The sequence below is a fragment of the Pseudomonas sp. PDM03 genome (genome assembly GCF_014852385.1).
GTDB lineage: Bacteria > Pseudomonadota > Gammaproteobacteria > Pseudomonadales > Pseudomonadaceae > Aquipseudomonas > Aquipseudomonas migulae.
In genome coordinates this window covers 116,262-139,085 of sequence record NZ_JACVBM010000003.1, presented here as the reverse complement: position 1 = coordinate 139,085, position 22,824 = coordinate 116,262, and the positions used below count along the sequence as shown (strand labels likewise).

The 22,824-nt window shown below is 60.2% G+C and carries 21 protein-coding genes; 3 read left to right on the top strand and 18 right to left on the bottom strand.

The genetic code is table 11. The annotated features are described in order from the left end of the window. Window positions 1-148 precede the first annotated feature (148 nt). Entirely contained in the window at window positions 149-628 is a 480-nt protein-coding gene (locus tag IB254_RS07500; protein ID WP_192416904.1) for a hypothetical protein, read from the top strand. Here IB254_RS07500 and hemN read toward each other — a convergent pair. From hemN to IB254_RS07465, 7 genes are all read right to left on the bottom strand, one after another. Next, a complete protein-coding gene (hemN, locus tag IB254_RS07495; protein WP_192226574.1) occupies window positions 625-2,007 on the bottom strand; it encodes an oxygen-independent coproporphyrinogen III oxidase in 1,383 nt (460 codons plus the stop codon). The genes IB254_RS07500 and hemN overlap by 4 nt on opposite strands. A 208-nt stretch (window positions 2,008-2,215) precedes the next feature. After that, window positions 2,216-2,899 (bottom strand): sulfite exporter TauE/SafE family protein, encoded by a 684-nt coding sequence (locus tag IB254_RS07490; RefSeq protein WP_008028545.1) that lies wholly within the window; start codon window positions 2,897-2,899, stop codon window positions 2,216-2,218. Beyond that, a complete protein-coding gene (gene ccoS / locus IB254_RS07485) occupies window positions 2,892-3,110 on the bottom strand; it encodes a cbb3-type cytochrome oxidase assembly protein CcoS (RefSeq protein WP_192416903.1) in 219 nt (72 codons plus the stop codon). The genes IB254_RS07490 and ccoS overlap by 8 nt, the downstream gene beginning before the upstream one ends. A 24-nt stretch (window positions 3,111-3,134) precedes the next feature. After that, window positions 3,135-5,585 carry a heavy metal translocating P-type ATPase gene (locus tag IB254_RS07480; RefSeq protein ID WP_192416902.1) on the bottom strand — a complete coding sequence of 817 codons (2,451 nt, stop codon included), beginning with the start codon at window positions 5,583-5,585 and terminating at the stop codon, window positions 3,135-3,137. Window positions 5,586-5,696: 111 nt separating this feature from the next. Beyond that, entirely contained in the window at window positions 5,697-6,236 is a 540-nt protein-coding gene (locus IB254_RS07475) for a FixH family protein (RefSeq protein ID WP_008028539.1), read from the bottom strand. 11 nt (window positions 6,237-6,247) lie between these two features. Continuing rightward, window positions 6,248-7,663 (bottom strand): cytochrome c oxidase accessory protein CcoG, encoded by a 1,416-nt coding sequence (gene ccoG, locus IB254_RS07470; RefSeq protein WP_008028537.1) that lies wholly within the window; start codon window positions 7,661-7,663, stop codon window positions 6,248-6,250. 275 nt (window positions 7,664-7,938) lie between these two features. After that, the gene (locus tag IB254_RS07465; RefSeq protein WP_192416901.1) at window positions 7,939-8,154 is read right to left on the bottom strand and encodes a hypothetical protein; all 216 of its coding nucleotides are present in this window, start codon (window positions 8,152-8,154) and stop codon (window positions 7,939-7,941) included. 301 nt (window positions 8,155-8,455) lie between these two features. Between IB254_RS07465 and IB254_RS07460 the strand changes: the two genes are divergently transcribed. Continuing rightward, window positions 8,456-9,409: a metallophosphoesterase family protein gene (locus IB254_RS07460; protein WP_412548219.1), complete on the top strand. Its 954-nt coding sequence runs from the start codon at window positions 8,456-8,458 to the stop codon at window positions 9,407-9,409. A 75-nt stretch (window positions 9,410-9,484) separates the two neighbouring features. On the opposite strand, the gene ccoP (IB254_RS07455) is transcribed toward IB254_RS07460, so the two are convergent. The 8 genes from ccoP (IB254_RS07455) to ccoN (IB254_RS07420) form a co-directional block, all read right to left on the bottom strand. Then, window positions 9,485-10,468 carry a cytochrome-c oxidase, cbb3-type subunit III gene (gene ccoP, locus IB254_RS07455; protein ID WP_192416899.1) on the bottom strand — a complete coding sequence of 328 codons (984 nt, stop codon included), beginning with the start codon at window positions 10,466-10,468 and terminating at the stop codon, window positions 9,485-9,487. Beyond that, entirely contained in the window at window positions 10,465-10,650 is a 186-nt protein-coding gene (locus tag IB254_RS07450; protein WP_003175465.1) for a CcoQ/FixQ family Cbb3-type cytochrome c oxidase assembly chaperone, read from the bottom strand. The genes ccoP (IB254_RS07455) and IB254_RS07450 overlap by 4 nt, the downstream gene beginning before the upstream one ends. 5 nt (window positions 10,651-10,655) lie before the next feature. Beyond that, window positions 10,656-11,264, bottom strand: coding sequence for a cytochrome-c oxidase, cbb3-type subunit II (ccoO, locus tag IB254_RS07445; protein ID WP_008028530.1), 609 nt, complete (start codon window positions 11,262-11,264; stop codon window positions 10,656-10,658). After that, on the bottom strand, window positions 11,264-12,706 hold the full coding sequence (ccoN, locus tag IB254_RS07440) for a cytochrome-c oxidase, cbb3-type subunit I (RefSeq protein WP_008028528.1): 1,443 nt from the start codon (window positions 12,704-12,706) through the stop codon (window positions 11,264-11,266). Before ccoN (IB254_RS07440) ends, ccoO (IB254_RS07445) begins: the two co-directional genes overlap by 1 nt. A gap of 484 nt (window positions 12,707-13,190) precedes the next feature. Continuing rightward, window positions 13,191-14,144 carry a cytochrome-c oxidase, cbb3-type subunit III gene (ccoP, locus tag IB254_RS07435; RefSeq protein ID WP_192226269.1) on the bottom strand — a complete coding sequence of 318 codons (954 nt, stop codon included), beginning with the start codon at window positions 14,142-14,144 and terminating at the stop codon, window positions 13,191-13,193. Then, window positions 14,141-14,350, bottom strand: coding sequence for a cbb3-type cytochrome oxidase subunit 3 (locus IB254_RS07430; RefSeq protein ID WP_008028524.1), 210 nt, complete (start codon window positions 14,348-14,350; stop codon window positions 14,141-14,143). Before IB254_RS07430 ends, ccoP (IB254_RS07435) begins: the two co-directional genes overlap by 4 nt. A 3-nt stretch (window positions 14,351-14,353) precedes the next feature. Then, window positions 14,354-14,962: a cytochrome-c oxidase, cbb3-type subunit II gene (ccoO, locus tag IB254_RS07425; RefSeq protein ID WP_008028522.1), complete on the bottom strand. Its 609-nt coding sequence runs from the start codon at window positions 14,960-14,962 to the stop codon at window positions 14,354-14,356. A gap of 10 nt (window positions 14,963-14,972) precedes the next feature. Next, complete coding sequence (gene ccoN, locus IB254_RS07420) at window positions 14,973-16,397, bottom strand: cytochrome-c oxidase, cbb3-type subunit I (RefSeq protein WP_192416898.1); 1,425 nt, start codon at window positions 16,395-16,397, stop codon at window positions 14,973-14,975. A 93-nt stretch (window positions 16,398-16,490) separates the two neighbouring features. On the opposite strand from ccoN (IB254_RS07420), the gene IB254_RS07415 reads away from it, so the two are divergent. Continuing rightward, entirely contained in the window at window positions 16,491-17,177 is a 687-nt protein-coding gene (locus IB254_RS07415; RefSeq protein ID WP_192416897.1) for an alpha/beta family hydrolase, read from the top strand. A gap of 204 nt (window positions 17,178-17,381) precedes the next feature. Here IB254_RS07415 and IB254_RS07410 read toward each other — a convergent pair whose 3' ends face one another. From IB254_RS07410 to acnA, 3 genes are all read right to left on the bottom strand, one after another. Then, window positions 17,382-18,947, bottom strand: a complete 1,566-nt coding sequence (locus tag IB254_RS07410; RefSeq protein WP_192416896.1) for a methyl-accepting chemotaxis protein — start codon at window positions 18,945-18,947, stop codon at window positions 17,382-17,384. Between the two features lie 104 nt (window positions 18,948-19,051). Next, on the bottom strand, window positions 19,052-19,843 hold the full coding sequence (locus IB254_RS07405; RefSeq protein ID WP_192416895.1) for a CPBP family intramembrane glutamic endopeptidase: 792 nt from the start codon (window positions 19,841-19,843) through the stop codon (window positions 19,052-19,054). Between the two features lie 233 nt (window positions 19,844-20,076). Next, entirely contained in the window at window positions 20,077-22,818 is a 2,742-nt protein-coding gene (acnA, locus tag IB254_RS07400; protein ID WP_192416894.1) for an aconitate hydratase AcnA, read from the bottom strand. Between the last annotated feature and the right edge of the window lie 6 nt (window positions 22,819-22,824).

Genomic DNA, 22,824 nt, shown 5'->3' with positions numbered 1-22,824 from the left:
AATCCTTGTGGGAAAGCACACATAAGACGTAAGGGTACCTTACCGGAAGACGTTCAGGCCAGCGCTGTGCCGATTTGTCACGCCATGGTAAAGCGCCGCTATCGGCGGCCGATAACCTGGCACCAACCTATGCGCAGGTACTCGTTTCATGGCCACCATCGGCGTGCTCAACCCCGGCAACAGTGGCGTGCAAACACTGCATGAGCCCGCAAACGGCTTGGCCGGCGAAGACTCGGCAATCGCCATTGGCCCGGGCACTTCGCCCGTGGCTGAAGGCATCAAAGTCTCGTTGTCTGGCGCCGGTTTGACCAGGGCTGCCAGTTCCCACGATGACAACAAGGACATTGAAGAAAGCGGGTTGCCGGAAAACATTCAACAGATCCTGAAAATGATTCGCCGAATACAGAAGCAGATCGCCGAGAAAGTCGCGAGCATGCAAGCGGTAATGGCAGACAAGCGACTTTCAGCAGAAGAACGCAGGGCCAAGCTCGGCGCGCTGCAAGCGACCATCACCACCCTCAATGGCGGGCTGATCACGGCCAATATGGTGCTGTCCAAAGCCATCTCGCAGGCGAGCCTGACCCCTGAGCAAGTGCTGAAGACGACTTCCCTGCTGGTGGAGCGTTAGATGACACGCGAAAACCGCTGGCGATTCTGTTGCTCCAGGTACGCGTCGAACACCATGCACACCGAACGCACCAGCAACCGCCCGGCCGGCAATACGGTGATCCGTTCATTGTTCAATTCGATCAGTCCGTCTTCGGCCATGCGTTGCAGTTGCGGCCACAATTCGCCGAAGTAACCGCGAAAATCGATGTTGAAAGCCTTCTCGATCTCGGCGAATTCCAGGTTGAAACTGCAAATCAATTGTTGAATCACCGCCCGCCGCAGGCGGTCATCGGCATTGCACAGCAGGCCGCGATTGGTGGCCAGTTGTGCTGAGGCCAAGGCGTTCTGGTACTGATTCAGGTCGCTGCTGTTCTGGCAGTACAAGTCGCCAATCTGGCTGATGGCCGAGACGCCGAGGCCGATCAGGTCGCAATGGCCGTGAGTGGTGTAGCCCTGGAAGTTGCGTTGCAGGGTTGATTCTTCCTGAGCAATTGCCAGCTCATCGTCGGGCAGGGCGAAGTGATCCATGCCGATGTAACGGTAGCCGGCGGCGGTCAGCTGTTCGATGGTGCGCTGGAGCATTTCCAGCTTCTGTGCCGGCGTCGGCAATTCATCGCTGTTGATTCGCCGTTGCGGCATGAAGCGCTCCGGCAGGTGCGCGTAGTTGAACACCGACAGGCGGTCCGGTTGCAGGTTGATCACTTCGTCGACCGTGCGGGCGAAGTTCTCCGGCGTCTGCCTTGGCAAACCGTAGATCAGGTCGATGTTGATCGAGCGAAATTGCAGCGTCCGTGCGGCGTCGATCACCGCCCGGGTTTCCTCCAGGCTTTGCAGGCGATTCACCGCGCGCTGCACGGCCGGGTCGAGGTCTTGCAGGCCGATGCTGACCCGGTTGAAACCCAGTTCGCGCAGCAGGCCCATGGTCGACCAATCGGCTTCGCGAGGGTCGATCTCGATGCCGTAGTCGCCGGAATCGTCCTCCAGCAAATTGAAGCTTTTACGCAACTGGGCCATCAGCTGACGCAGTTCGTCATGGCTGAGAAAGGTCGGTGTGCCGCCACCGAAATGCAATTGCTCGACCTTCTGCGCCGGGTCGAGATGGCAGGCGATCAGCTGGATTTCCTGCTCCAGGCGCTGCAAGTAGGGCAGGGCGCGGCCGCGATCCTTGGTGATGACTTTGTTGCAGGCGCAGTAGTAGCAAATGTTCGCGCAGAACGGCACGTGCACATACAGCGACAAAGGCCGCAGGGCCTTGCGACTTTCGCGCAGCGCATGGAACAGGTCGAAGGTGCCGACATGACCATCGAACTGCACGGCGGTCGGGTAGGAGGTGTAACGCGGTCCCGCCAGATCATAACGGCGGATCAGATCGGTATCCCAACGAATGGCGTCGAGCATCATGCGGGCATTCCCCCGGATAGGCTGGCAGTGTCGGCAAGTCTATGGGGTGCGGCGTTGGGGCATCTTGATTTGCATCAACGGTCAGGATTTGTGTTGTGGGTGCGGGCCTCTTCGCGGGCAAGTCGAATCGTCGCACCGCACGCTCCTACAGGGGAATGCATTTCAAAGTAGGAGCGAGGCTTGCCCGCGAAGGCCGCGCCGCCGATCAATGCCCCATGAGCCAATGCTGATGCGGCCCCGGCAAGGTCCAGATGCCAAACAGCATCACCAGCAAGCCGCCCGTCATGCGTACATACCGTTTGCGCAACAGTGCCGTGACCCGCTCGGCCGCCAGCCCCGTGGCGAGCAACACCGGCCAGGTGCCCAGCCCGAATGCGAGCATCAGCAATGCACTGTCCAGCGCATTGCCCTGGCTCGCCGACCACAGCAACGTGCTGTAAACCAGCCCGCACGGCAGCCAGCCCCAGAGCGCGCCGAGCAACAAGGCTCGCGGCAGGCTCGATACTGGCAGCAGCTTGTTCGCGACGGGCTGGATATGCCGCCACAGACCGCGACCAAGGCTTTCGATGCGGGTCAGGCCGCTCCACCAGCCAGCGAGATAAAGCCCCATGGCGATCAGCAGCAATCCGGCGAGGATACGCATGAACATCGCCGCCGGGCTGTTCGCCACCGCCCAACCCGCCAGGCCGATCAGCAGGCCGGCCGCTGCGTAACTGAGAATCCGCCCGAGGTTGTAGGCCAGCAGCAATCGAAACCGGCGGCTGCGCTGTTCCTTGGGAATTGCCAGGGTCAACGCGCCCATCAAGCCGCCGCACATGCCCAGGCAATGCCCCCCGCCGAGAAGGCCCAGGATGACCGCCGACACCAGCAGTGGCGCCAGCTCAAACATGCGGGGGCGCCTTGTCGTCCGGTTTGGCCGGCTGGCCACTGGCCTCGTCGACCGCTGCGGTGTGGTTCGGGTCCTGGTCGTCGAACAGGATGCTGTGGGCCGGGCCGTCGAGGTCGTCGTACTGACCGCTGTCGACCGCCCAGAAGAAGATGTAGACCGCAATGGCGACGATCAGCAGTGCGGCCGGGATCATCACGTAGAGAGCTGGCATGGTGAGGCTCCATGCCCGCGCGGCTCAGGCCGGCAGCGGGCGGGTTTCTGGCGCGGCGCTGGCGGCCGGCGTGCTCGGCAGGCGAGTCAGGCGCAGGGCGTTCAGCACCACGGTCAACGAACTGATGGACATGCCGACCGCCGCCCACACTGGCGTAATCCAGCCGAGGGCGGCGAACGGCAACATGAGGCCATTGTACAGCCCGGCCCACAACAGGTTCTCGATGATCACCCGACGGGTGCGCCGAGCGAGGCTGAAGGCTTGCACCAACGCGTCCAGGCGATTGGACAACAGCACCGCATCCGCACTGGTTTTCGCCAGATCGGTGGCCGAACCCATGGCGACGCTGATGTCGGCGGCGGCCAGCACCGGCACGTCATTCACGCCGTCACCGAGCATCAACACCTTGCGCCCTTCCTTGTGCAGCTGTTGCAGGACCTGCAATTTGTCGTCCGGACGCAAACCGCCACGGGCCTCGTCGATGCCCAGCTCGGCGGCGACGCTGGCGACCATCGGCGAGCTGTCACCCGACAGCAGCAACGTGCGCCAGCCGCGCGCCCGACAGGCTTCCAGTAATGCGGGCGCATCGCTGCGCAAACGGTCGTCGAGGACGAACCATGCCAGCGGTCCGGCATTGTCGCCGAGCAGCAGCCATTGGCCGGCTTCATCCGGCATCAGCGGGATGGCAGCGCCACTGAGTTCGCAAACAAAACCCGGTTGGCCGATGCGCAGGCGTTGCTCACCGACCACGCCTTCCAGGCCCAGCCCCGGCGTGCTGTGGACTTCTTCAGCGGCCAATGGCGCGCGACCAAACGCACGGGCGATGGGGTGTTCGGAACGGTTTTCGAGGGCGGCGGCGAGGCCCAGGCATTGATCGCTGTCGAGCGCGCCGAGCGGGCGGATCGAGCGCAGCGCCAGGCGCCCTTCGGTGAGGGTGCCGGTCTTGTCGAAAATAACCGTGTCGATCTGGTTCAGGCCTTCCAGCACATGGTCGCGGGTCAACAACAAACCCAGTTTGTGCAGCGTGCCAGTGGCGGCGGTGAGGGCGGTCGGTGTGGCGAGGGACAAGGCGCACGGGCAGGTCGCGACGAGCATCGCCAGGACAATCCAGAAGGCGCGCGATGAGTCCAGCTCCCACCACAGCAGGCCAATGCAAGCGGATGCGATCAGCGTCAGCAGCAGGAACCATTGCGCGGCGCGGTCGGCGATCTCTGCCAGTCGTGGCTTCTCGGCCTGGGCGCGGTCGAGCAGGCGGACGATGGCAGACAGTCGGGTGTCCTGGCCGAGGGCGAGGACTTCCACGGTCAGCGCGCCCTCGACGTTCAGGGTGCCGGCGGTGACGGCATCACCGAGCGTGCGTGGCTGTGGCAGGTATTCGCCGGTCAGCAGGGATTCGTCAATGCTCGACTGGCCGTCGAGGATCTTGCCGTCGGCCGGCAGGATCGCACCGGGATGCACCAGAACCTGATCGCCGACGCGCAGTTCGCTGAGCAGGATCCGCTCGCTCTGGCCGTCGGCGCTCAGGCGCAGACACGAGGCGGGCAGCAAGTTGACCAGCTGTGCGGTGGCGGCGGCGGTGCGTTCTCGGGCGCGACGCTCCAGATAACGCCCGGCCAGCAGGAACAGCGCAAACATGCCGACGGCATCGAAATACAATTCGCCGACCCCGGTGATCGAAGTCCAGATCCCGGCGATGTAGGCGCTGCCAATCGCCAGCGACACCGAGACGTCCATGGTCAGGTGGCGGGTACGCAAATCGCGCATCGCCCCTTTGAAGAACGGCGCGCAGCTGTAGAACACGATCGGCGTGGTGAGGAACAGCGCGACCCAGCGCAGGATGGTGTGCAGCTCGGGGCTGAGGTCGATGTTGAATTCCGGCCAGGTGGCCATGGTCGCCATCATCGCCTGGAACCACAGCAGCCCGGCAACCCCGAGTTGGCGCAGGGCCAGGCGGTTTTCGCTGGCCAGTTGTTCGCTGGCGCGGTCGGCCTGATAGGGATGGGCGGCGTAACCGATGTGACGTAACTCGCTGAGCACCTGGCTCAGCGGCAATTGCGCATCGGCCCAGCGTACGTGCAGGCGATGGTTGGACAGGTTGAGGCGCGCTTCGGCCACCGCCGGCAAGCCGCGCAGGTGTTTCTCGATCAGCCAGCCACAGGCCGCGCAACTGATGCCTTCCATCAGCAGCGTGGTTTCGGCGAGTTCGCCATCGTGGCGCACGAAGGGTTTTTGCACGTCGGCGCGATCGTACAGCGCCAGTTCATCCACCAACTGCACCGGCAACGCTTCGGGGTTGGCCGAGGCTTCGCTGCGGTGCTGGTAATAGCTCTCCAGCCCACCGGCGACAATCGCTTCGGCCACCGCCTGACAACCCGGGCAGCAGAACTCGCGGGTTTCACCGAGGACGGCCGCGGTGAAGCGGCTGCCGGCCGGGACGGGCAGGGCGCAGTGATAGCAGGGGGTTGGGGTGGTCATGATTTTGGATCTATGTCGTCTGGAAGGGCCTCATCGCTGGCAAGCCAGCTCCTACAAGGGTTCGCACTATCCTGTAGGAGCCGGCTTGCCGGCGATGCGCGAAGCGCGACTTTACTTTTTCAGGTCTTCGGCGCCCTGCAGCGGTTCGTCACCCAGCAGCAGATCCTTGTCATGGCTGACCAGCTCTTCTTCGAACATACGCCAGATGTGGTCGTCCTGAGTACCCAGCAGTTCGACAAAACGACGACCTTCAACCTTGTCGCTCAACTGGCCGATGTAGCGGCCCTGTTCGGTTTCGCTTTGGGCGAGGGTGATCTTGCGATCCTTCTCCGGCTGGGTCGGCGAGATCAGGTTCAGTTCGAGGGTTTTCGGTTGGCTGTTGCCGCTCAGGCGCAGGTCGACTTCGCCGGTCACATCATCCAGGTGCACGCTGGCGCGCAGGAGCAGGGTTTGCGCCAGCAGTTCACGGTCGAGGGAGCGGTTGATGCCTTTGCCGGCCTCGTAGTAGTTGTCGTTGACCAGGTTATCCGGGTTGTTCACCGCGATGGTCACCATGGACAAGGTCAAGGTCACCGAACAGGCGAGGATGGCAATGATGATCCACGGCCAAAGATGCTTGTACCAGGGACTTGCGGCGTTTGCTGCGGGCATGATCACTTCTCTTAACGAATTTGTGGGCCGATGAACCGGCTCTTGGCTTCAACGTGGATGCTCTCGTCATCGGCATCCTTGAGGATGAATTTCACCTCGTTGGTGCTCGATGGCAGTTTTTCCGGCGCGATGGACAGTTCCACCGGCTGGCTGAAAATTTCGCCGGCGGCGACCTTGATCTCGCGTTTGCCTTGCAGCTTGAGATCCGGCAGGCCGGCGGCTTCCAGCACGTAGGTGTGGTCGCGCTGATCCTTGTTCATGATCTTCAGGCTGTAGACGTTTTCAATCCGGCCTTCGGCGTTCTCGCGGTACAGCACGCGGTCTTTGCTGACGTCGAAACCGACCAGCGAACGCATGAAGAACGCCGTCGCCAGCAACGCCATCATCGCCAGCAATACAGCGGCGTAGCCGATCAGGCGCGGGCGCAGTTTATGGGTTTTTTGCCCGGACAGGTTGTGCTCGGTGGTGTAGCTGATCAGGCCGCGCGGGTAATCCATCTTGTCCATGATGCTGTCGCAGGCATCGATGCACGCAGCGCAACCGATGCATTCGATTTGCAGGCCGTCGCGGATGTCGATGCCGGTCGGGCAGACCTGGACGCACATGGTGCAATCGATGCAATCGCCCAGGCCCTGAGCCTTGTAGTCGATGCCTTTCTTGCGCGGGCCGCGGCTTTCACCGCGACGCGGATCGTAGGAAACGATCAGCGTGTCCTTGTCGAACATCACGCTCTGGAAGCGCGCATACGGACACATGTAAATGCACACCTGCTCGCGCAACCAGCCGGCGTTGCCGTAAGTGGCGAGGGTGAAGAACCCGACCCAGAAATACGACCAGCCATCCGCTTCGCCGGTGAAGAATTCGATGGTCAGTTCGCGGATCGGCGAGAAGTAACCGACGAAGGTCATGCCGGTTGCGAAGCCGATCAGCAGCCACATCGAGTGCTTGCTGAATTTACGCAGGAACTTGTTGGCGCTCATCGGCGCCTTGTCGAGCTTGATGCGCTGGTTGCGGTCGCCTTCGGTGACCTTCTCGCACCACATGAAAATCCACGTCCAGACGCTCTGCGGGCAGGTATAACCGCACCAGACACGACCGGCGTACACGGTAATGAAGAACAGGCCGAACGCGCTGACAATCAGAATGCCCGAGAGCAGGATGAAATCCTGCGGCCAGAACGTTGCGCCAAAAATAAAGAACTTACGCTCCGGCAGGTTCCACCAGACGGCTTGATGACCGGCCCAGTTCAGCCAGACCGTGCCGAAATACAACAGAAACAAAAACGCGCCGCCCATCATCCGCAGGTTACGGAACAGGCCGGTGAAGGCGCGGGTGTAGATCTTTTCTCGAGAGGCGTAGAGGTCGACGCTGTTGTTCGCGTTCTTGGCAGGCGGGGTAACGTCGTGTACCGGAATCTGGTTGCTCATCAGTTGCATCCCACGGCAGTGGAAAAATGCCTCGGTCAGTACATGCCGACCGCGGTCAAAAAGGGGTGTTGCAGTGGCGCAATGATACGCCTGTAGCTCTAGATCAAGGGTGCGACCTTTGGTCGCGTTGGGGAAAAATTACTAATGGTGTAGCGAATGTAACAAAACATGATGCAGGTCAATTGACTATAGACGAATCGTATTTCGTCTTGGTGAGCACCACACGCAACGACAATGGATTGCAGAGCGCCTGCGCTGCAATCCATCAGCGGAATTTAGTCCTCTTCAAAAAGGAGATTGCCGCCACCCAGGCTGTCGAGCCCGGTTCCGCGGGGTTTTTGTCGGTCTGCGATGCTCGAGATGCCCGCCGACCTTGCGCGGCGTTTCAGGACAGTTGTCTCGCTGACTACTTCAGTCAGTGGTAGATCTTCATTAGGCACGGCAGGTTTAATATTGTTGTTGGAACTGTTGGCGGTTGTTTTGTTGTTCATGTAATGACTTCCTTGTGTTTAATTAACTATAGGTTTGCTTGCGCTGGAGTTTAAGCCGGTCATCAAGTTGCAGAGACGTTACGGCTACTCTGTGGTTGTTTTCCAGTGGGTATGGGTTTCAAGGTGTAAGCGTGTTGTGGATGCTGAGTTCTATTTTGCGGGAAATGCTTTGTATTTGTTTTGGATGTTGCTTTTGTTTTGTATTTGATCGAGATTTTATGTGCTTTATTTAAATTAAATGTAGTTGAAGTGGAAATGGAATTCTATGAGCGTAACAAAGTGCGTAAGATTACTTGCGTGTATGTGGATCCTGTCGTTGGCATCTCTCGCGCATTCAAATGAAAGTATGCCACGGCATATCGTGTTCGCTTCGGACCCGCAGTTTCCCTGGACCGATAACACTGACGCCCGGTTGCCGGAGTCCGATTCGCAGAAGCGGGAGCGCTCCCGTTGGCTGATCGAAACGCAGTACGACAGTATTGCCGACTTCAGGCGGCAACAGGGTGGGGGCGCGGCGGTTCCCGTGATGATCAATGGCGATATGACCGCCTTCGGTCATGCGGATGAGCGTTCCTATGTCCAGCAGACGCTGGATGTGAAACTTCAAGGGGATTATGACTACGGGTTGGGTAATCATGACTATCAAAATAACGTGGATGATTGTTTTCTGAATAATTGCGCCGCTGGAAGCATTGAAAATCTGAAGGAGCGCTATTGGGGAAAAGTCGGCAGTATGGATCTGGCAGCGCGGGCTTCATGGCCGAGCACCACTTATTACGGCAGTCTCGCGTACTCCAGGGATTATGGCGATGTGCACTTGGTGCAGTTACATAACGAGCCAACTTACTCGGTGACCTTCTCTTCGGGGACTTTTTTCAGTCCGACGGTTTTTGAAATAACCCCGGCACTCGATTGGCTTGAGCGTGATCTTCAGCAGGCACGCGCGCAGGGGAAAATCATTCTGCTGAACATGCATAAACCCAATGATTTTATGGGTGACTGGAGTCAGGAAAAACGGTTCAGGGATATGGTCGATAAGTATGAAGTGACTGCAGTATTCGCCGGTCATCTCCATGGGAGCAGCGGCTCCATGTGGTACACGAGCAGTGTGCCCGGTTTCATCAGCGGCAGTGCATCCCAGCAGACCTATCTGATCGCCAGTTTTTCCGAGGATCGCAAAAACCTGCACGTCTATGCGGTCGACAACAACCAGTGGCAGAAACGTGAGCTGATAGCGACAGTGCCGGTGACATGAATTCAGGCCCGTCGCCCATAAAAAAGGCCCCGCCAGATCACTGGCGGGGCCGTTTTTTTGCATCAAGCGTTTGCCTTACTGGGCATCCGCCGCCGGAGCTTTCTCACCGTGAGACAAGCTGTAGACGTAAGCGGCCAGCAGGTGAACCTTGTCGTTGCCTTGCAGCTGTTCTTGCGCAGGCATCTGGCCCTGACGGCCGTAACGGATGGTCTGCTGCAGTTGAGCGAAGCTCGAACCGTAGATGAACGCGCCCGGGTGTGTCAGGTCAGGTGCGCCCATCGCTGGCGTCCCTTTGCCCGCCGGACCGTGGCACGCCACGCAGTTGGCGGCGAACAGTTTTTGCCCGGCAGCCGGGTCAGCCTTGGTGCCTTCCGGCAGCTTGCGGCCATCGAGGCTGGTCAGGACGAACGCAGCAACATCAGCAACGCCTTGCTCGCCGATCACTTCAGCCCACGCCGGCATGACCGCATGACGGCCGCCCATGATGGTGGTCTTGATGGTTTCCGCTTCACCGCCCCAGCGCCAGTCGGCGTCGGTCAGGTTCGGGAAGCCATAAGCGCCTTTGGCGTCGGAGCCGTGGCAAACCGAGCAGTTGGAGGCGAACAAACGGCCACCCATCTTCAGGGCTTGCGGGTCCTTGGCGACTTCTTCGATCGGCATGGAAGCGAATTTGGCGAAGATCGGGCCGAACTTGGCGTCCGACTTGGCCATTTCCTTTTCCCACTCGTGAACGCCGGTCCAGCCGCTCTGGCCGTTGGCGAACGCGGTCTGCTTCTCGTTATCCAGGTAGTTGTAACCTGGCAGCAGGCCTTTCCAGTTGCCCAGGCCCGGGTACAGCACCAGGTAACCCAGGGCGAAAATGATGGTGCCCACGAACAGCATGAACCACCATTTCGGCAGCGGGTTGTCGTACTCCTCGATCCCGTCGAAGGAGTGGCCAACCGTTTCTTCGGTGGCTTCGCTGCGCTGGCCCTTGCGGGTGGACAGCAACAGCCAGGTCAGGGCGAAGATGGTGCCGAGACTGAGGACTGTGACGTACAGACTCCAGAACGTAGTCATTCTTTGTTACTCCTAGAAGCTTGCTCGACGTGCTTGATGGCTTCGGGATCATCCGCGAAAGGCAGCAAGGTCGCGTCTTCAAACTCCGACTTGCGCTTGGGGCTGAACACCCACAACGCCAGACCGATGAAGGCCACCATCACAACAACGGTGCCCAGGCCACGAATCATCCCGATATCCATCTAAATCACCGTTTGCTTTTGATGATGGTGCCCAGGCCTTGCAGATAGGCCACCAGCGCGTCCATTTCGGTTTTGCCCTTCACAGCATCCTTGGCGCCGGCGATGTCTTCGTCGGTGTAAGGGACGCCGAGCGTGCGCAAGACTTCCATTTTCTTGGCGGTGTCTTTGCCGTCGAGCTTGTTTTCCACGAGGAACGGGTAGGCCGGCATTTTCGACTCGGGCACTACGTTGCGCGGGTTGTACAAATGCGCACGCTGCCAGTCATCGGAGTAACGACCGCCGACACGGGCCAGGTCCGGACCGGTACGCTTGGAACCCCACAGGAACGGGTGGTCCCAGACGCTTTCACCGGCAACCGAGTAGTGGCCGTAGCGTTCGGTTTCAGCACGGAACGGGCGGATCATCTGCGAATGGCAGCTGACACAACCGTTGGCGATGTAGATGTCGCGGCCTTCCAGTTCAAGGGCGGTACGAGGCTTCATGCCTTCGACCGGCTTGTTGGTGACGTCCTGGAAAAACAGCGGAACGATCTGGGTCAGGCCGCCGATGCTGACGGCGATGACCATGAAGAAGGCCAGCAGGCCAATATTCTTCTCGACTGCTTCATGCTTCATCAGTGAGCTCCAACTACAGCAATCTGTTCGGCGGCTTCAGCTTCTGCCGGGTTCGAGGCACGTACGGTACGCCATACGTTGTAGGCCATGAGCAGCATGCCGGTGGCGAAGAAGGCGCCGCCCAATGCGCGAACGATGAAGCCCGGGTGGCTGGCTTGCAGCGCTTCGACGAACGAGTAGGTGAGAGTGCCGTCGTCGTTGATTGCACGCCACATCAGACCCTGGGTGATGCCGTTGACCCACATCGAAGCGATGTACAGCACGGTACCGATGGTCGCGAGCCAGAAGTGTGCGTTGATCAGGCCGATGCTGTGCATCTGCGCGCGACCGAACAGTTTCGGGATCATGTGGTAGATCGCGCCGATCGAGATCATCGCTACCCAGCCAAGAGCGCCGGCGTGTACGTGGCCGATGGTCCAGTCGGTGTAGTGCGACAGCGAGTTGACGGTCTTGATCGCCATCATCGGACCTTCGAAGGTCGACATGCCGTAGAACGCCAGGGAGACCACGAGGAAACGCAGGATCGGGTCGGTGCGCAGCTTATGCCAGGCGCCCGACAGGGTCATCATGCCGTTGATCATGCCGCCCCAGCTTGGCGCCAGCAGGATGATCGACATGGCCATGCCCAGCGACTGCGCCCAGTCCGGCAGCGCGGTGTAGTGCAGGTGGTGCGGACCGGCCCAGATGTACAGGGTGATCAGCGCCCAGAAGTGCACGATGGACAGGCGATAGGAGTAGATCGGACGCTCGGCCTGCTTCGGAACGAAGTAGTACATCATCCCGAGGAAGCCGGTGGTCAGGAAGAAACCTACGGCGTTGTGGCCGTACCACCACTGGATCATCGCATCCGTCGCACCGGCGTAGGCCGAGTAGGACTTGAAGAAACTGACCGGCAGCGAGGCGTGGTTGACGATGTGCAGCATCGCCGTCACGACGATGAAGGCACCGTAGAACCAGTTGCCCACATAGATGTGCTTGGTCTTGCGCTTGGTGATGGTGCCGAAGAACACCAGACCGTAGGTGACCCAGACGATGGCCAGCAGAATAGCCAGGGGCCATTCCAGCTCAGCGTATTCCTTGGTGGTGGTGTAACCCAGCGGCAAGGTAACGATGGCGCCGACGATCACCGCTTGCCAACCCCAGAAGGTGAAGGCCGCGAGGCTGTCGGAAATCAGTCGCGTTTGGCAGGTTCGCTGCACGACGTAATAAGAAGTGGCAAACAGTGCACAACCACCAAAGGCGAAAATCACCAGGTTAGTGTGCAACGGGCGCAGGCGTCCAAAGCTCGTCCACGGCAGACCGAAGTTCAACTCCGGCCAGACCAGTTGCGAGGCGATGAAGACACCGAGCCCCATGCCAAGGATCCCCCAGACCACCGTCATGATGGCGAACTGGCGGACTACCTTATAGTTATAAGCAGTCGGACTGATTGCTGTGCTCATTCTAAGGTTCCACGGTTTGGGTGTTTTATTAGGAGTAAAAATCGGCCGCAAGTATGGAGAAAGCAGGGGGTCATTGCAACGCGCCATGACCTGGGTCAATGCTTTCAAAAGCTGATTCTGCGGCCTTTCCATGCGCCGCGTAAGGACAAAATCGCCCTCGGACAAAATGTCGCAGCGAACGAAAATGATGAGAGGGTCAGGTCAGTTGTAACGGGGTGTGTTCAAACGCAACGATCGGGTGACCGATGGCAATTGGCACGACAGCCGGTATCTACCAGCCTTTGCGGCTTGTCATCGAGCTGATTCGTCGAACACATCGGGTCGGGTCGACCTGGAACCGGCTCAAGCCAGTCCGCATCGGGGCAAGCTTAGACCCGAATCTGGTGAACCGAAAGGCGGACTAACGGAGGGGTGCGACAATGGGTCGCAAAGGGGCAGGGAACTGCCGCATCCGAGAAGAATGCGGCAGCAGAGCGGTCAAGAATTATTCGCTTTTGCCTTCGGCCTGCAAACGCTCTGTATTCAGACCGTGGGACAGGCTGTACACATAAGCGGCCAGCAGTTGCACTTTGTCGTTGCCGAGCAGTTCGTTCTGCGCCGGCATATGGCCCTGGCGGCCATGGCGGATCGTTTGTTGCAGTTGCGCCAGGCTTGTACCGTAGATAAAACCGGCCGGTTGCGTCAGGTTCGGCGCCCCCATGGCTTCAGTGCCCTGGCCGTTTGCCCCATGACAGGCTACGCAGGTGGTGCTGAACGCTTGCTGTCCGGCGTGCAGGTCGGCGGTGTCGCCAGCCGGCAATGGCAGGCCGGCCAGTTCATGACGCACATACGCGGCAACGTTTTTCACGCCGGCTTCACCGAGGATTTCACCCCAGGCCGGCATCGCCGCCATGCGTCCACCCATGATCGTGGTCTTGATCATCTCGGCGTCGCCGCCCCAGCGCCAGTTGCTGTCGGCCAGGTTCGGGAAGCCGAAAGCGCCCTTGGCATCCGAGCCGTGGCACACCGAGCAGTTCGAGGCGAACAGGCGACCGCCCATTTTCAGCGCTTGCGGGTCCTTGGCCACTTCTTCCACCGGCATGGCGGCGAATTTGGCGAAGATCGGTCCGAACTTCGCGTCGGCCTTGTTCATCTCCTTTTCCCATTCGTGAACGCCGGTCCAGCCGTTCTCGTAACCCGGCAGGATGCCTTTCCAGTTGCCCAGGCCCGGGTAAAGAATCAGGTAGCCCACGGCGAACACCAGCGTGCCGGCGAACAGCATGAACCACCATTGCGGCAGCGGATTGTCGTACTCCTCGATGCCGTCGAAGCTGTGGCCCATGGTCTGGTCGACGCTGCCCTTGGTTTCGCCCTTGCGGGTGCCGATCAGCAGCCAGGTCAGGCCGATCAGGCTGCCGATGGTCAGTACGCAGATCCACGTACTCCAGAAAGTGGTCATGACCGGGTACTCCTTGCTTCAGGTTCTTGGGTGCTATCGGCTTGCGGCTCATCGGCGAACGGCAGCAAACGTGCTTCGGCGAACTCCGGATTGCGCTTGCTGTTGAACACCCACAACGTCAGGCCGACGAAGGCCACGAACACCACGACCGTGCCCAGGCCGCGAATCAATCCACTGCTCATTACGCTCATTATTTCAAAGGGCATGGCTCACCTCTTGCTCTTGATGGCAGTGCCGAGCACTTGCAGGTAGGCGACCAGCGCGTCCATTTCGGTCTTGCCCTTGAGCGATTCGACCGAGCCTGCGATGTCGGCATCGGTGTACGGCACGCCGAGGGTGCGCATCGCCTTGATCTTGGTTTCGGTGTGGCTGCTGTCGAGCTGATTGGCCACCAGCCATGGATAGGCCGGCATCTTCGATTCCGGCACCACGTTGCGCGGGTTGTACAAGTGCGCGCGGTGCCAGTCTTCGGAGTAACGGCCGCCGACACGGGCCAGGTCCGGACCGGTACGCTTGGAGCCCCACAGGAACGGGTGGTCCCAGACGCTTTCCCCGGCCACCGAGTAGTGACCGTAACGCTCGGTCTCGGCGCGGAACGGCCGGATCATCTGCGAGTGGCAACCGACGCAGCCTTCGCGGATGTAAATGTCGCGACCTTCCAGTTGCAGCGCAGTGTAGGGCTTCATGCCTTCCACCGGTTTATTGGTCACGTCCTGGAAGAACAGCGGGACGATCTGGGTCAGACCGCCGATGCTCACGGCCAGGACCATCAGCAGCATCAGCAGGCCGACGTTTTTTTCGATTGTTTCGTGTTTCATCTCGGACTCCTCAGGCCATCTGCGCGGCAGCGGCGACTTCGGCAGGCTGCGAGGCCCGCACGGTGCGCCAGGTGTTGTAAGCCATCAGGAACATGCCGCTGAGGAAGATCGCACCGCCCACCAGTCGCACGATGAAGCCTGGGTGGCTGGCCACCAGGGTTTCGACGAAGGAGTAGGTCAGCGTGCCGTCTTCGTTGACTGCGCGCCACATCAGGCCCTGGGCGATGCCGTTGACCCACATCGAGGCGATGTACAGCACGGTGCCGATGGTGGCGAGCCAGAAGTGCGCGTTGATCAGGCCGATGCTGTGCATCTGCGGGCGACCGAAGATTTTCGGGATCATGTGGTACAGCGCGCCGATGGAAATCATCGCCACCCAGCCGAGTGCGCCGGCGTGCACGTGGCCGATGGTCCAGTCGGTGTAGTGGGAGAGGGCGTTCACGGTCTTGATCGCCATCATCGGCCCTTCGAAGGTCGACATGCCGTAGAACGCGAGCGAGACCACGAGGAAGCGCAGGATCGGGTCGCTGCGCAACTTATGCCAGGCGCCGGAGAGCGTCATCATGCCGTTGATCATGCCGCCCCAGCTTGGCGCCAGCAGAATCAGCGACATCACCATGCCCAGCGATTGCGCCCAGTCCGGCAGCGCGGTGTAGTGCAAGTGGTGCGGGCCGGCCCAGATGTACAGGGTGATCAGCGCCCAGAAGTGCACGATCGACAGGCGATAGGAATACACCGGACGCTCGGCCTGTTTCGGCACGAAGTAATACATCATCCCGAGGAAACCGGCGGTGAGGAAAAAGCCTACGGCGTTGTGGCCGTACCACCACTGCACCATGGCATCGGTCGCACCGGCGTACAGCGAGTAGGACTTGGTGAAACTCACCGGCAGCTCAAGGTTGTTGACGATGTGCAAAATCGCCACGGTGATGATGAAACCACCGAAGAACCAGTTGCCCACATAGATGTGCTTGGTCTTGCGCTTGGCCAACGTGCCGAAAAACACGATGGCGTAGGCGACCCAGACGATGGTGATCAGGATGTCGATCGGCCATTCCAGCTCGGCGTATTCCTTGGAACTGGTGTAACCCAGCGGCAGGCTGATCGCCGCCAGCAGGATCACCAGTTGCCAGCCCCAGAAGCAGAACGCGGCGACTTTCGGCGCAAACAGTTGTGTCTGGCAGGTGCGTTGCACCGAATAGAACGAACTGGCGAACAGGGCGCAACCGCCGAACGCGAAGATCACCGCGTTGGTGTGCAGCGGGCGCAAGCGGCCGAAACTGGTCCACGGCAAATTGAAGTTGAGTTCGGGCCAGACCAATTGAGCCGCGAGAAAAACCCCGAGCCCCATGCCGACGATGCCCCACACCACCGTCATAATGGCGAATTGGCGGACCACCTTGTAGTTGTAGGCGGTACTGATAGAAGTGTTCATGGTTCCCCATCCACGGTTCAGCCGAAAGGGCGTTCGCGCAAGGCAGACGCTCCCTTCGCCTGGAGTTATAGGCAGACTAAAAGCGAGGCAAGCATGGACAAAGAGCACAAGGCCAGTATTGACGGGGATCAATGGGCGCAGTGTGTGCGGGAGCATGGATGGCTGTGGAATGAAGCCGCTTCAACGGTTTCGGGTGAGCCTGTGACGCTGATTCTTGCGCATGGCGCCGGGGCGCCGATGGACAGCGCCTGGATGAACGACATGGCCGCGCGCCTTGCTGTGCAGGGCGTCAACGTGTTGCGCTTCGAGTTCCCCTACATGGCGCAACGACGCGTCGATGGCGGCAAGCGTCCCCCGAACCCGGCGCCGAAACTGCAGGAGTGCTGGCGTGAGGTATACGCCGTGGTGCGACGCCATGTCACTGGCCGCCTGGCCATTGGCGGCAAGTCCATGGGCGGGCGGATGGCCAGTCTATTGGCCGATGAGCTCAAAGCCGATGCGTTGGTGTGCCTCGGCTATCCGTTCTATGCCGTAGGCAAACCGGAGAAGCCACGGGTCGAGCATCTGGCTGCGCTGAAGACCCGGACGCTGATTGTCCAGGGTGAGCGCGATGCGTTGGGCAATCGTGAGGCGGTCGAGGCTTACGCGTTGGCGCCGAGTATCGAGGTGTTCTGGCTGGTGGCGGGGGATCATGATTTGAAGCCGTTGAAGGCTTCGGGGTTTACGCATGAGCAGCATTTGGCGGCTGCGGCGAGTCGGGTAGCTGCGTTTCTTCGGTGAGGTTTGCGGCGCAGAGGATGCCCCCTTCGCCGGCAAGCCAGCTCCTACAGTGACCGGCGGTGTAGCTGGATTTTGTAAGCAATGCAAAACCTTGTAGGAGCTGGCTTGCCAGCGAAGAGGCCCGGAAAGGCAACACTCCCTTCATGGAGGCAATAAAAAACCCGGAGGTTTACACCATTCGGGTTTTTGTCTTTCCCGCATCAATCAGCGGTTAAACCGCTCCACCAACGAATACTGGGTATTCGCGGTCTTGGTCAGCTCTTCACTCAACAACGCCGAGTGCTGCGCCTGTTCCGACGTCTGGTCGGCCAGTTGCGAGATGTTGCTGATGTTGCGGCTGATTTCTTCGGCCACTGAACTTTGCTCTTCGGTCGCGGCCGCAATCTGGGTGGTCATGTCGGTGATGTGTGCCACCGCTTCGCTGATCCCGACCAGTGCCTGATCCGCTTCGAGCACCCGTGCCACACCTTCTTCCGCCTGGCGATGCCCGGATTCCATGGTTTGCACGGCGGTGCTGGCGGTTTGCTGGAGCTTGGCGATCAGGGCGTGAATCTGCCCGGTGGATTCGCTGGTGCGCTGCGCCAATTGGCGAACTTCGTCGGCAACCACCGCAAAGCCGCGACCCATCTCGCCGGCACGCGCCGCTTCGATGGCGGCGTTCAATGCCAGCAGGTTGGTCTGGTCGGCGATGCCTTTGATCACGTCGACCACGCCGCCGATTTCATCGCTGTCCTTGGCCAGTTGCGTCACGGTCAGACCGGTTTCGCCGACCACCTCCGACAGGCGCTGAATGGCTTGGCGGGTTTCCCCGGCGATGTCACGGCCGCGCCCGGTCAGGCGATTGGCTTCCTGAGTCGCGTCCGCCGTGCGTTGCACGTGGCTGGCGACTTCCTGGGTGGTGGCGGCCATCTGGTTGACGGCGGTGGCCACTTGTTCGGTTTCGACGCGCTGACGTTCCAGGCCGGTGGAGCTGCTGTGAGCCAGGGTGTCGGACTGTTTCGCCTGGTCGCTCAGGTGCTCGGCGGTATCCTGCAGACGGGTCAGGCAGGTTTTCAGGCGGGCTTCCTGGCTGAGGATCGACATCTCCAGACGAGCCTGGGCACCACGGCTGTCGGTGTACATCTGCGCGATCAGCGGGTCGGAGGTGGTCTGCTCGGCCAGGCGCAGCAAGCGCTTGAGGCCGCGCTGTTGCCAGCTCAACCCCAGCAGGCCCAATGGCACCGAAAGACCGGCGGCCAGGGCAAAACCCCATTGGGAGTTGAGCGTGGCACCGATCATGAAGCTCAGCTGGCTGACCAGAATGAACGGCAACCAGTCCTGCAGGACCGGCAGCCATTTATCGGTGGAAGGAATCGCTGACTTGCCCTGGTTGATGCGTTGGTAGAGCGCTTCGGCACGCTGGATCTGCTCGGCGGTGGGTTTGACCCGCACCGACTCGTAACCGATCACCTGGTTGCCATCGAACACCGGTGTGACGTAGGCGTTAACCCAGTAGTGGTCACCGGTCTTGCAGCGATTCTTGACAATGCCCATCCATGGCAAGCCTTGTTTCAATGTGCCCCACATGTGCGCGAACACCGCGGCCGGTACGTCGGGGTGACGAACCAGGTTATGCGGTGCACGGATCAGTTCCTCGCGGGAATACCCACTGATTTCGACGAAAGCGTCGTTGCAGTAGGTGATCACGCCCTTGGCATCGGTAGTGGAAATCAACCGTTGCTGAGCCGGGAAGGTCCGTTCGCGTTGTGTAATGGGCTGGTTGTTACGCATGGCTTTTTTCAATCCGCAAGGCTTTGAGAGGTTGTCGGCACCGTCAGGGATTTATTGAAAATATTTTTCAATAATCAGCGGCGCGTCGCAAAACGACCGTTGCGTCAGCCCGCCAGCATCGGATAGGTGAACAGGCTGAAATGCAGCAGGTTCAAACCGAAATGCGTGGCAATGGCCGCACCTAACCCGCCGAAACGGTAGGCCAGACCATAGCCGACACCTGCCAGACTCGCCAGCAACGCCCATTGCCAGCCAGCGCCCGCATGCACCAGGCCAAACAACAGCGAGGCAAGCAGCAGCGCCAGGTTTTCACCATAAGGCAGGTGTTTAAAGTGCCGGCTGAGGCCGCCCTGAAGGTAGCCGCGAAACAGCGCTTCTTCCACCAGCGTCACCAGCAACAGATTGTTGAACAGCCACAGCCAGGCCTGATCAGGCCATTTCGGGGCCCAACTGATCACACCCAACAACAGCGCGCCACCCAATGCCAGCACGCTGCTCAGTGTCAGCCCCAGCAGCGCGGCGGGAATGGAAAGCCGCAGCGAGTGCCGGCCGACAATCCACGGGCAGACCAGCAACAGCCAGAAACCAATCAGCGGTTTGTCCAGATTCAGGTACAGCGCAAACGGTACGGCATCGTCGGTAATACGATGCGGATTGATACCTCGACCGTTGTAGAAGCCGGGAAGCCAGTGCATCGCCAGTGCCAGCGCCATGAAAATAAACAGGCCGTGACCGAGGTAATGACCGACCCGGACCTGTTGCTGACGCACGGCGAAACCGGCGATCAACAGCAATGCGACCGAGATAAGCGCCAGCCAGCCGAGATGGCCGTAGGACAGCGCCATGGCATAACCGAGGGAGAGCAGGGCCAGGAAGGTCCATGGCAAAGCAAACATCTGAAGTCCTTGTGTTCGAAATTCTGCGGGTCGCCTCGGTCCCTTGTAGGAGCAAGCTTGCTCGCGATGGCGGAGTGTCAGGCGGCACTGATATTGGATGTTACGGCCCCATCGCGAGCAGGCTCGCTCCTACAGTGGTGTGGTGTCCGGTATATAAAAGCGCGGCGATTATAGGGACATACACCCCACAAACAAAAACACCGCCCGAAGGCGGTGTCTTTTTCTGCAAACACTTACGACGCAATCAACTGTCGCAGCACGTAATGCAAAATCCCCCCTGACTTGAAGTACTCGACTTCATTCAGCGTATCGATCCGGCACAACACCTCGATCTTCTCGCGGCTGCCGTTTTCACGGGTGATGATCAGCGTCAGGTTCATTCGCGGCGTCAGCTCGACGCCGCTCAGGCCTTGAATGTCCAGGGTCTCCTTGCCGGTCAGGTTCAGGCTCTTGCGGTTCTGATCCAGCTTGAACTGCAAGGGCAGCACGCCCATGCCGACCAGATTGGAGCGGTGAATCCGCTCGAAGCTTTCGGCGATGACCGCTTTCACGCCCAACAGATTGGTGCCCTTGGCCGCCCAGTCGCGGCTCGAACCGGTGCCGTATTCTTGTCCGGCAATCACCACTAGCGGCGTGCCCGAGGCTTGGTAACGCATGGCCGCGTCATAGATCGCCAGTTTTTCCCCGGTAGGAATGTAAATCGTATTGCCGCCTTCCTCGCCGCCGAGCATCTCGTTGCGAATGCGGATGTTGGCAAAGGTGCCGCGCATCATCACTTCATGGTTGCCGCGACGGGAGCCGTAGGAGTTGAAGTCCCGCGGCTCCACACCTTTCTCGCGCAGGTAATGGCCGGCCGGGCTCTCGGTCTTGATGTTGCCGGCGGGGGAGATGTGGTCGGTGGTCACCGAGTCGCCGAGCAGCGCAAGGACCCGTGCGCCCGCGACGTCCTTGACCACGGGCGGCGGTCCGCCGATGTCGTCGAAAAACGGTGGGTGCTGGATGTAAGTCGAATCGTCCTGCCAGACATAAGTCGCCGCTTGAGGCACTTCAATCGCCTGCCATTGCTCGTCGCCGGCAAACACTTCGGCGTATTCCTTGTGGAACATCGCGGTGTTGACCTGATTCACCGCGTCGGCGATTTCTTGGGTGCTTGGCCAGATGTCCCGCAAGTAAACCGGGTTGCCGTCCTTGTCGTCACCCAATGGCTCACTGCTGATATCAATGCGCACCGTGCCGGCCAGCGCAAACGCGACGACCAGCGGCGGCGAGGCCAGCCAGTTGGTTTTCACCAGCGGATGCACGCGGCCTTCGAAGTTGCGGTTGCCCGACAGCACCGAAGCGACGGTCAGGTCGGCTTTCTGGATGGCTTTTTCGATCGGCTCCGGCAGGGGCCCGGAGTTGCCGATGCAGGTGGTGCAGCCATAACCGACCAGATCGAAACCGAGTTGATCCAGGTATTGCGTCAGCCCGGCAGCCTTGTAGTAGTCGGTCACCACTTTGGAACCGGGAGCGAGCGAGCTTTTCACCCACGGTTTGCGTTTGAGGCCTTTTTCCACGGCTTTTTTTGCCACCAGGCCGGCGGCCATCATTACGCTCGGGTTGGAGGTGTTGGTACAGGAGGTGATTGCGGCGATGACCACCGCGCCGTTTTTCAAGCGATAGGTTTGACCTTCAAAATCGTAGTCGGCTTCACCGGCCAAGTCGGCATTGCCCACCGCAACGCCACCGCCGCCTTCACTTTCGAGGCGACCTTCTTCCTTGCTGGTAGGTTTGAATTGCAGGTCGGTGAAGTCATTGAATGCTTGCGCAACATTCGGCAACGACACCCTGTCCTGTGGGCGTTTCGGCCCAGCGAGGCTGGCTTCGACGCTGCGCATGTCCAGCGCCAGGCTGTCGGTGAACACCGGTTCCTTGCCCGGCAGACGCCACAGGCCTTGCGCCTTGCTGTAGGCCTCGACCAGTTTCACGGTTTCAAGTGGACGACCGGACAGGCGCAGATAATCCAGAGTGATGTCATCCACCGGGAAAAAGCCGCACGTAGCGCCATATTCCGGGGCCATGTTGGCGATGGTCGCACGGTCGGCCAGCGGCAGGTCGGCGAGACCGTCGCCGTAGAACTCGACGAATTTGCCGACCACGCCTTTCTTGCGCAGCATCTGGGTCACGGTCAGCACCAGGTCGGTGGCCGTGATGCCTTCCTTCAATTTGCCGGTGAGTTTGAAGCCGATCACTTCCGGAATCAGCATCGACACCGGCTGGCCGAGCATCGCCGCTTCCGCTTCGATCCCGCCGACGCCCCAGCCGAGGACGCCGAGGCCGTTGATCATGGTGGTGTGGGAGTCGGTGCCGACCAGCGTGTCCGGGAACGCATAGGTGCGGCCGTCTTCATCCTTGGTCCAGACCGTGCGGCCGAGGTATTCGAGGTTCACCTGATGGCAAATCCCGGTGCCCGGCGGCACCACGCTGAAGTTGTCGAAGGCGCTCTGGCCCCAGCGCAGAAAGGCGTAACGCTCGCCGTTGCGCTGCATCTCAATGTCGACGTTCTGTTCAAAGGCGCTGGCGCTGCCGAACTTGTCGACCATCACCGAGTGGTCGATCACCAGGTCCACCGGCGACAGTGGATTGATCCGCTGCGGGTCGCCGCCGGCCTTGGCCATGGCGGCGCGCATGGCGGCGAGGTCGACCACGGCGGGAACGCCGGTAAAGTCTTGCATCAAGACGCGGGCGGGGCGGTACTGGATCTCGCGGTCGGAGCGGCGCTCCTTGAGCCAGGCGGCAATCGCTCGCAGGTCGGCGCCGGTCACGGTTTTTTCGTCTTCCCAGCGCAGCAGGTTTTCCAGCAGCACTTTCAACGACATCGGTAGCTTGTCGAGATCACCGAGGCTTTTGGCGGCATCGGGCAGACTGAAATAATGGTAGGTCTTGTCGTCGACTTGCAGGGTTTTAAGGGTTTTCAGGCTATCGAGGGACGGCATTACGAT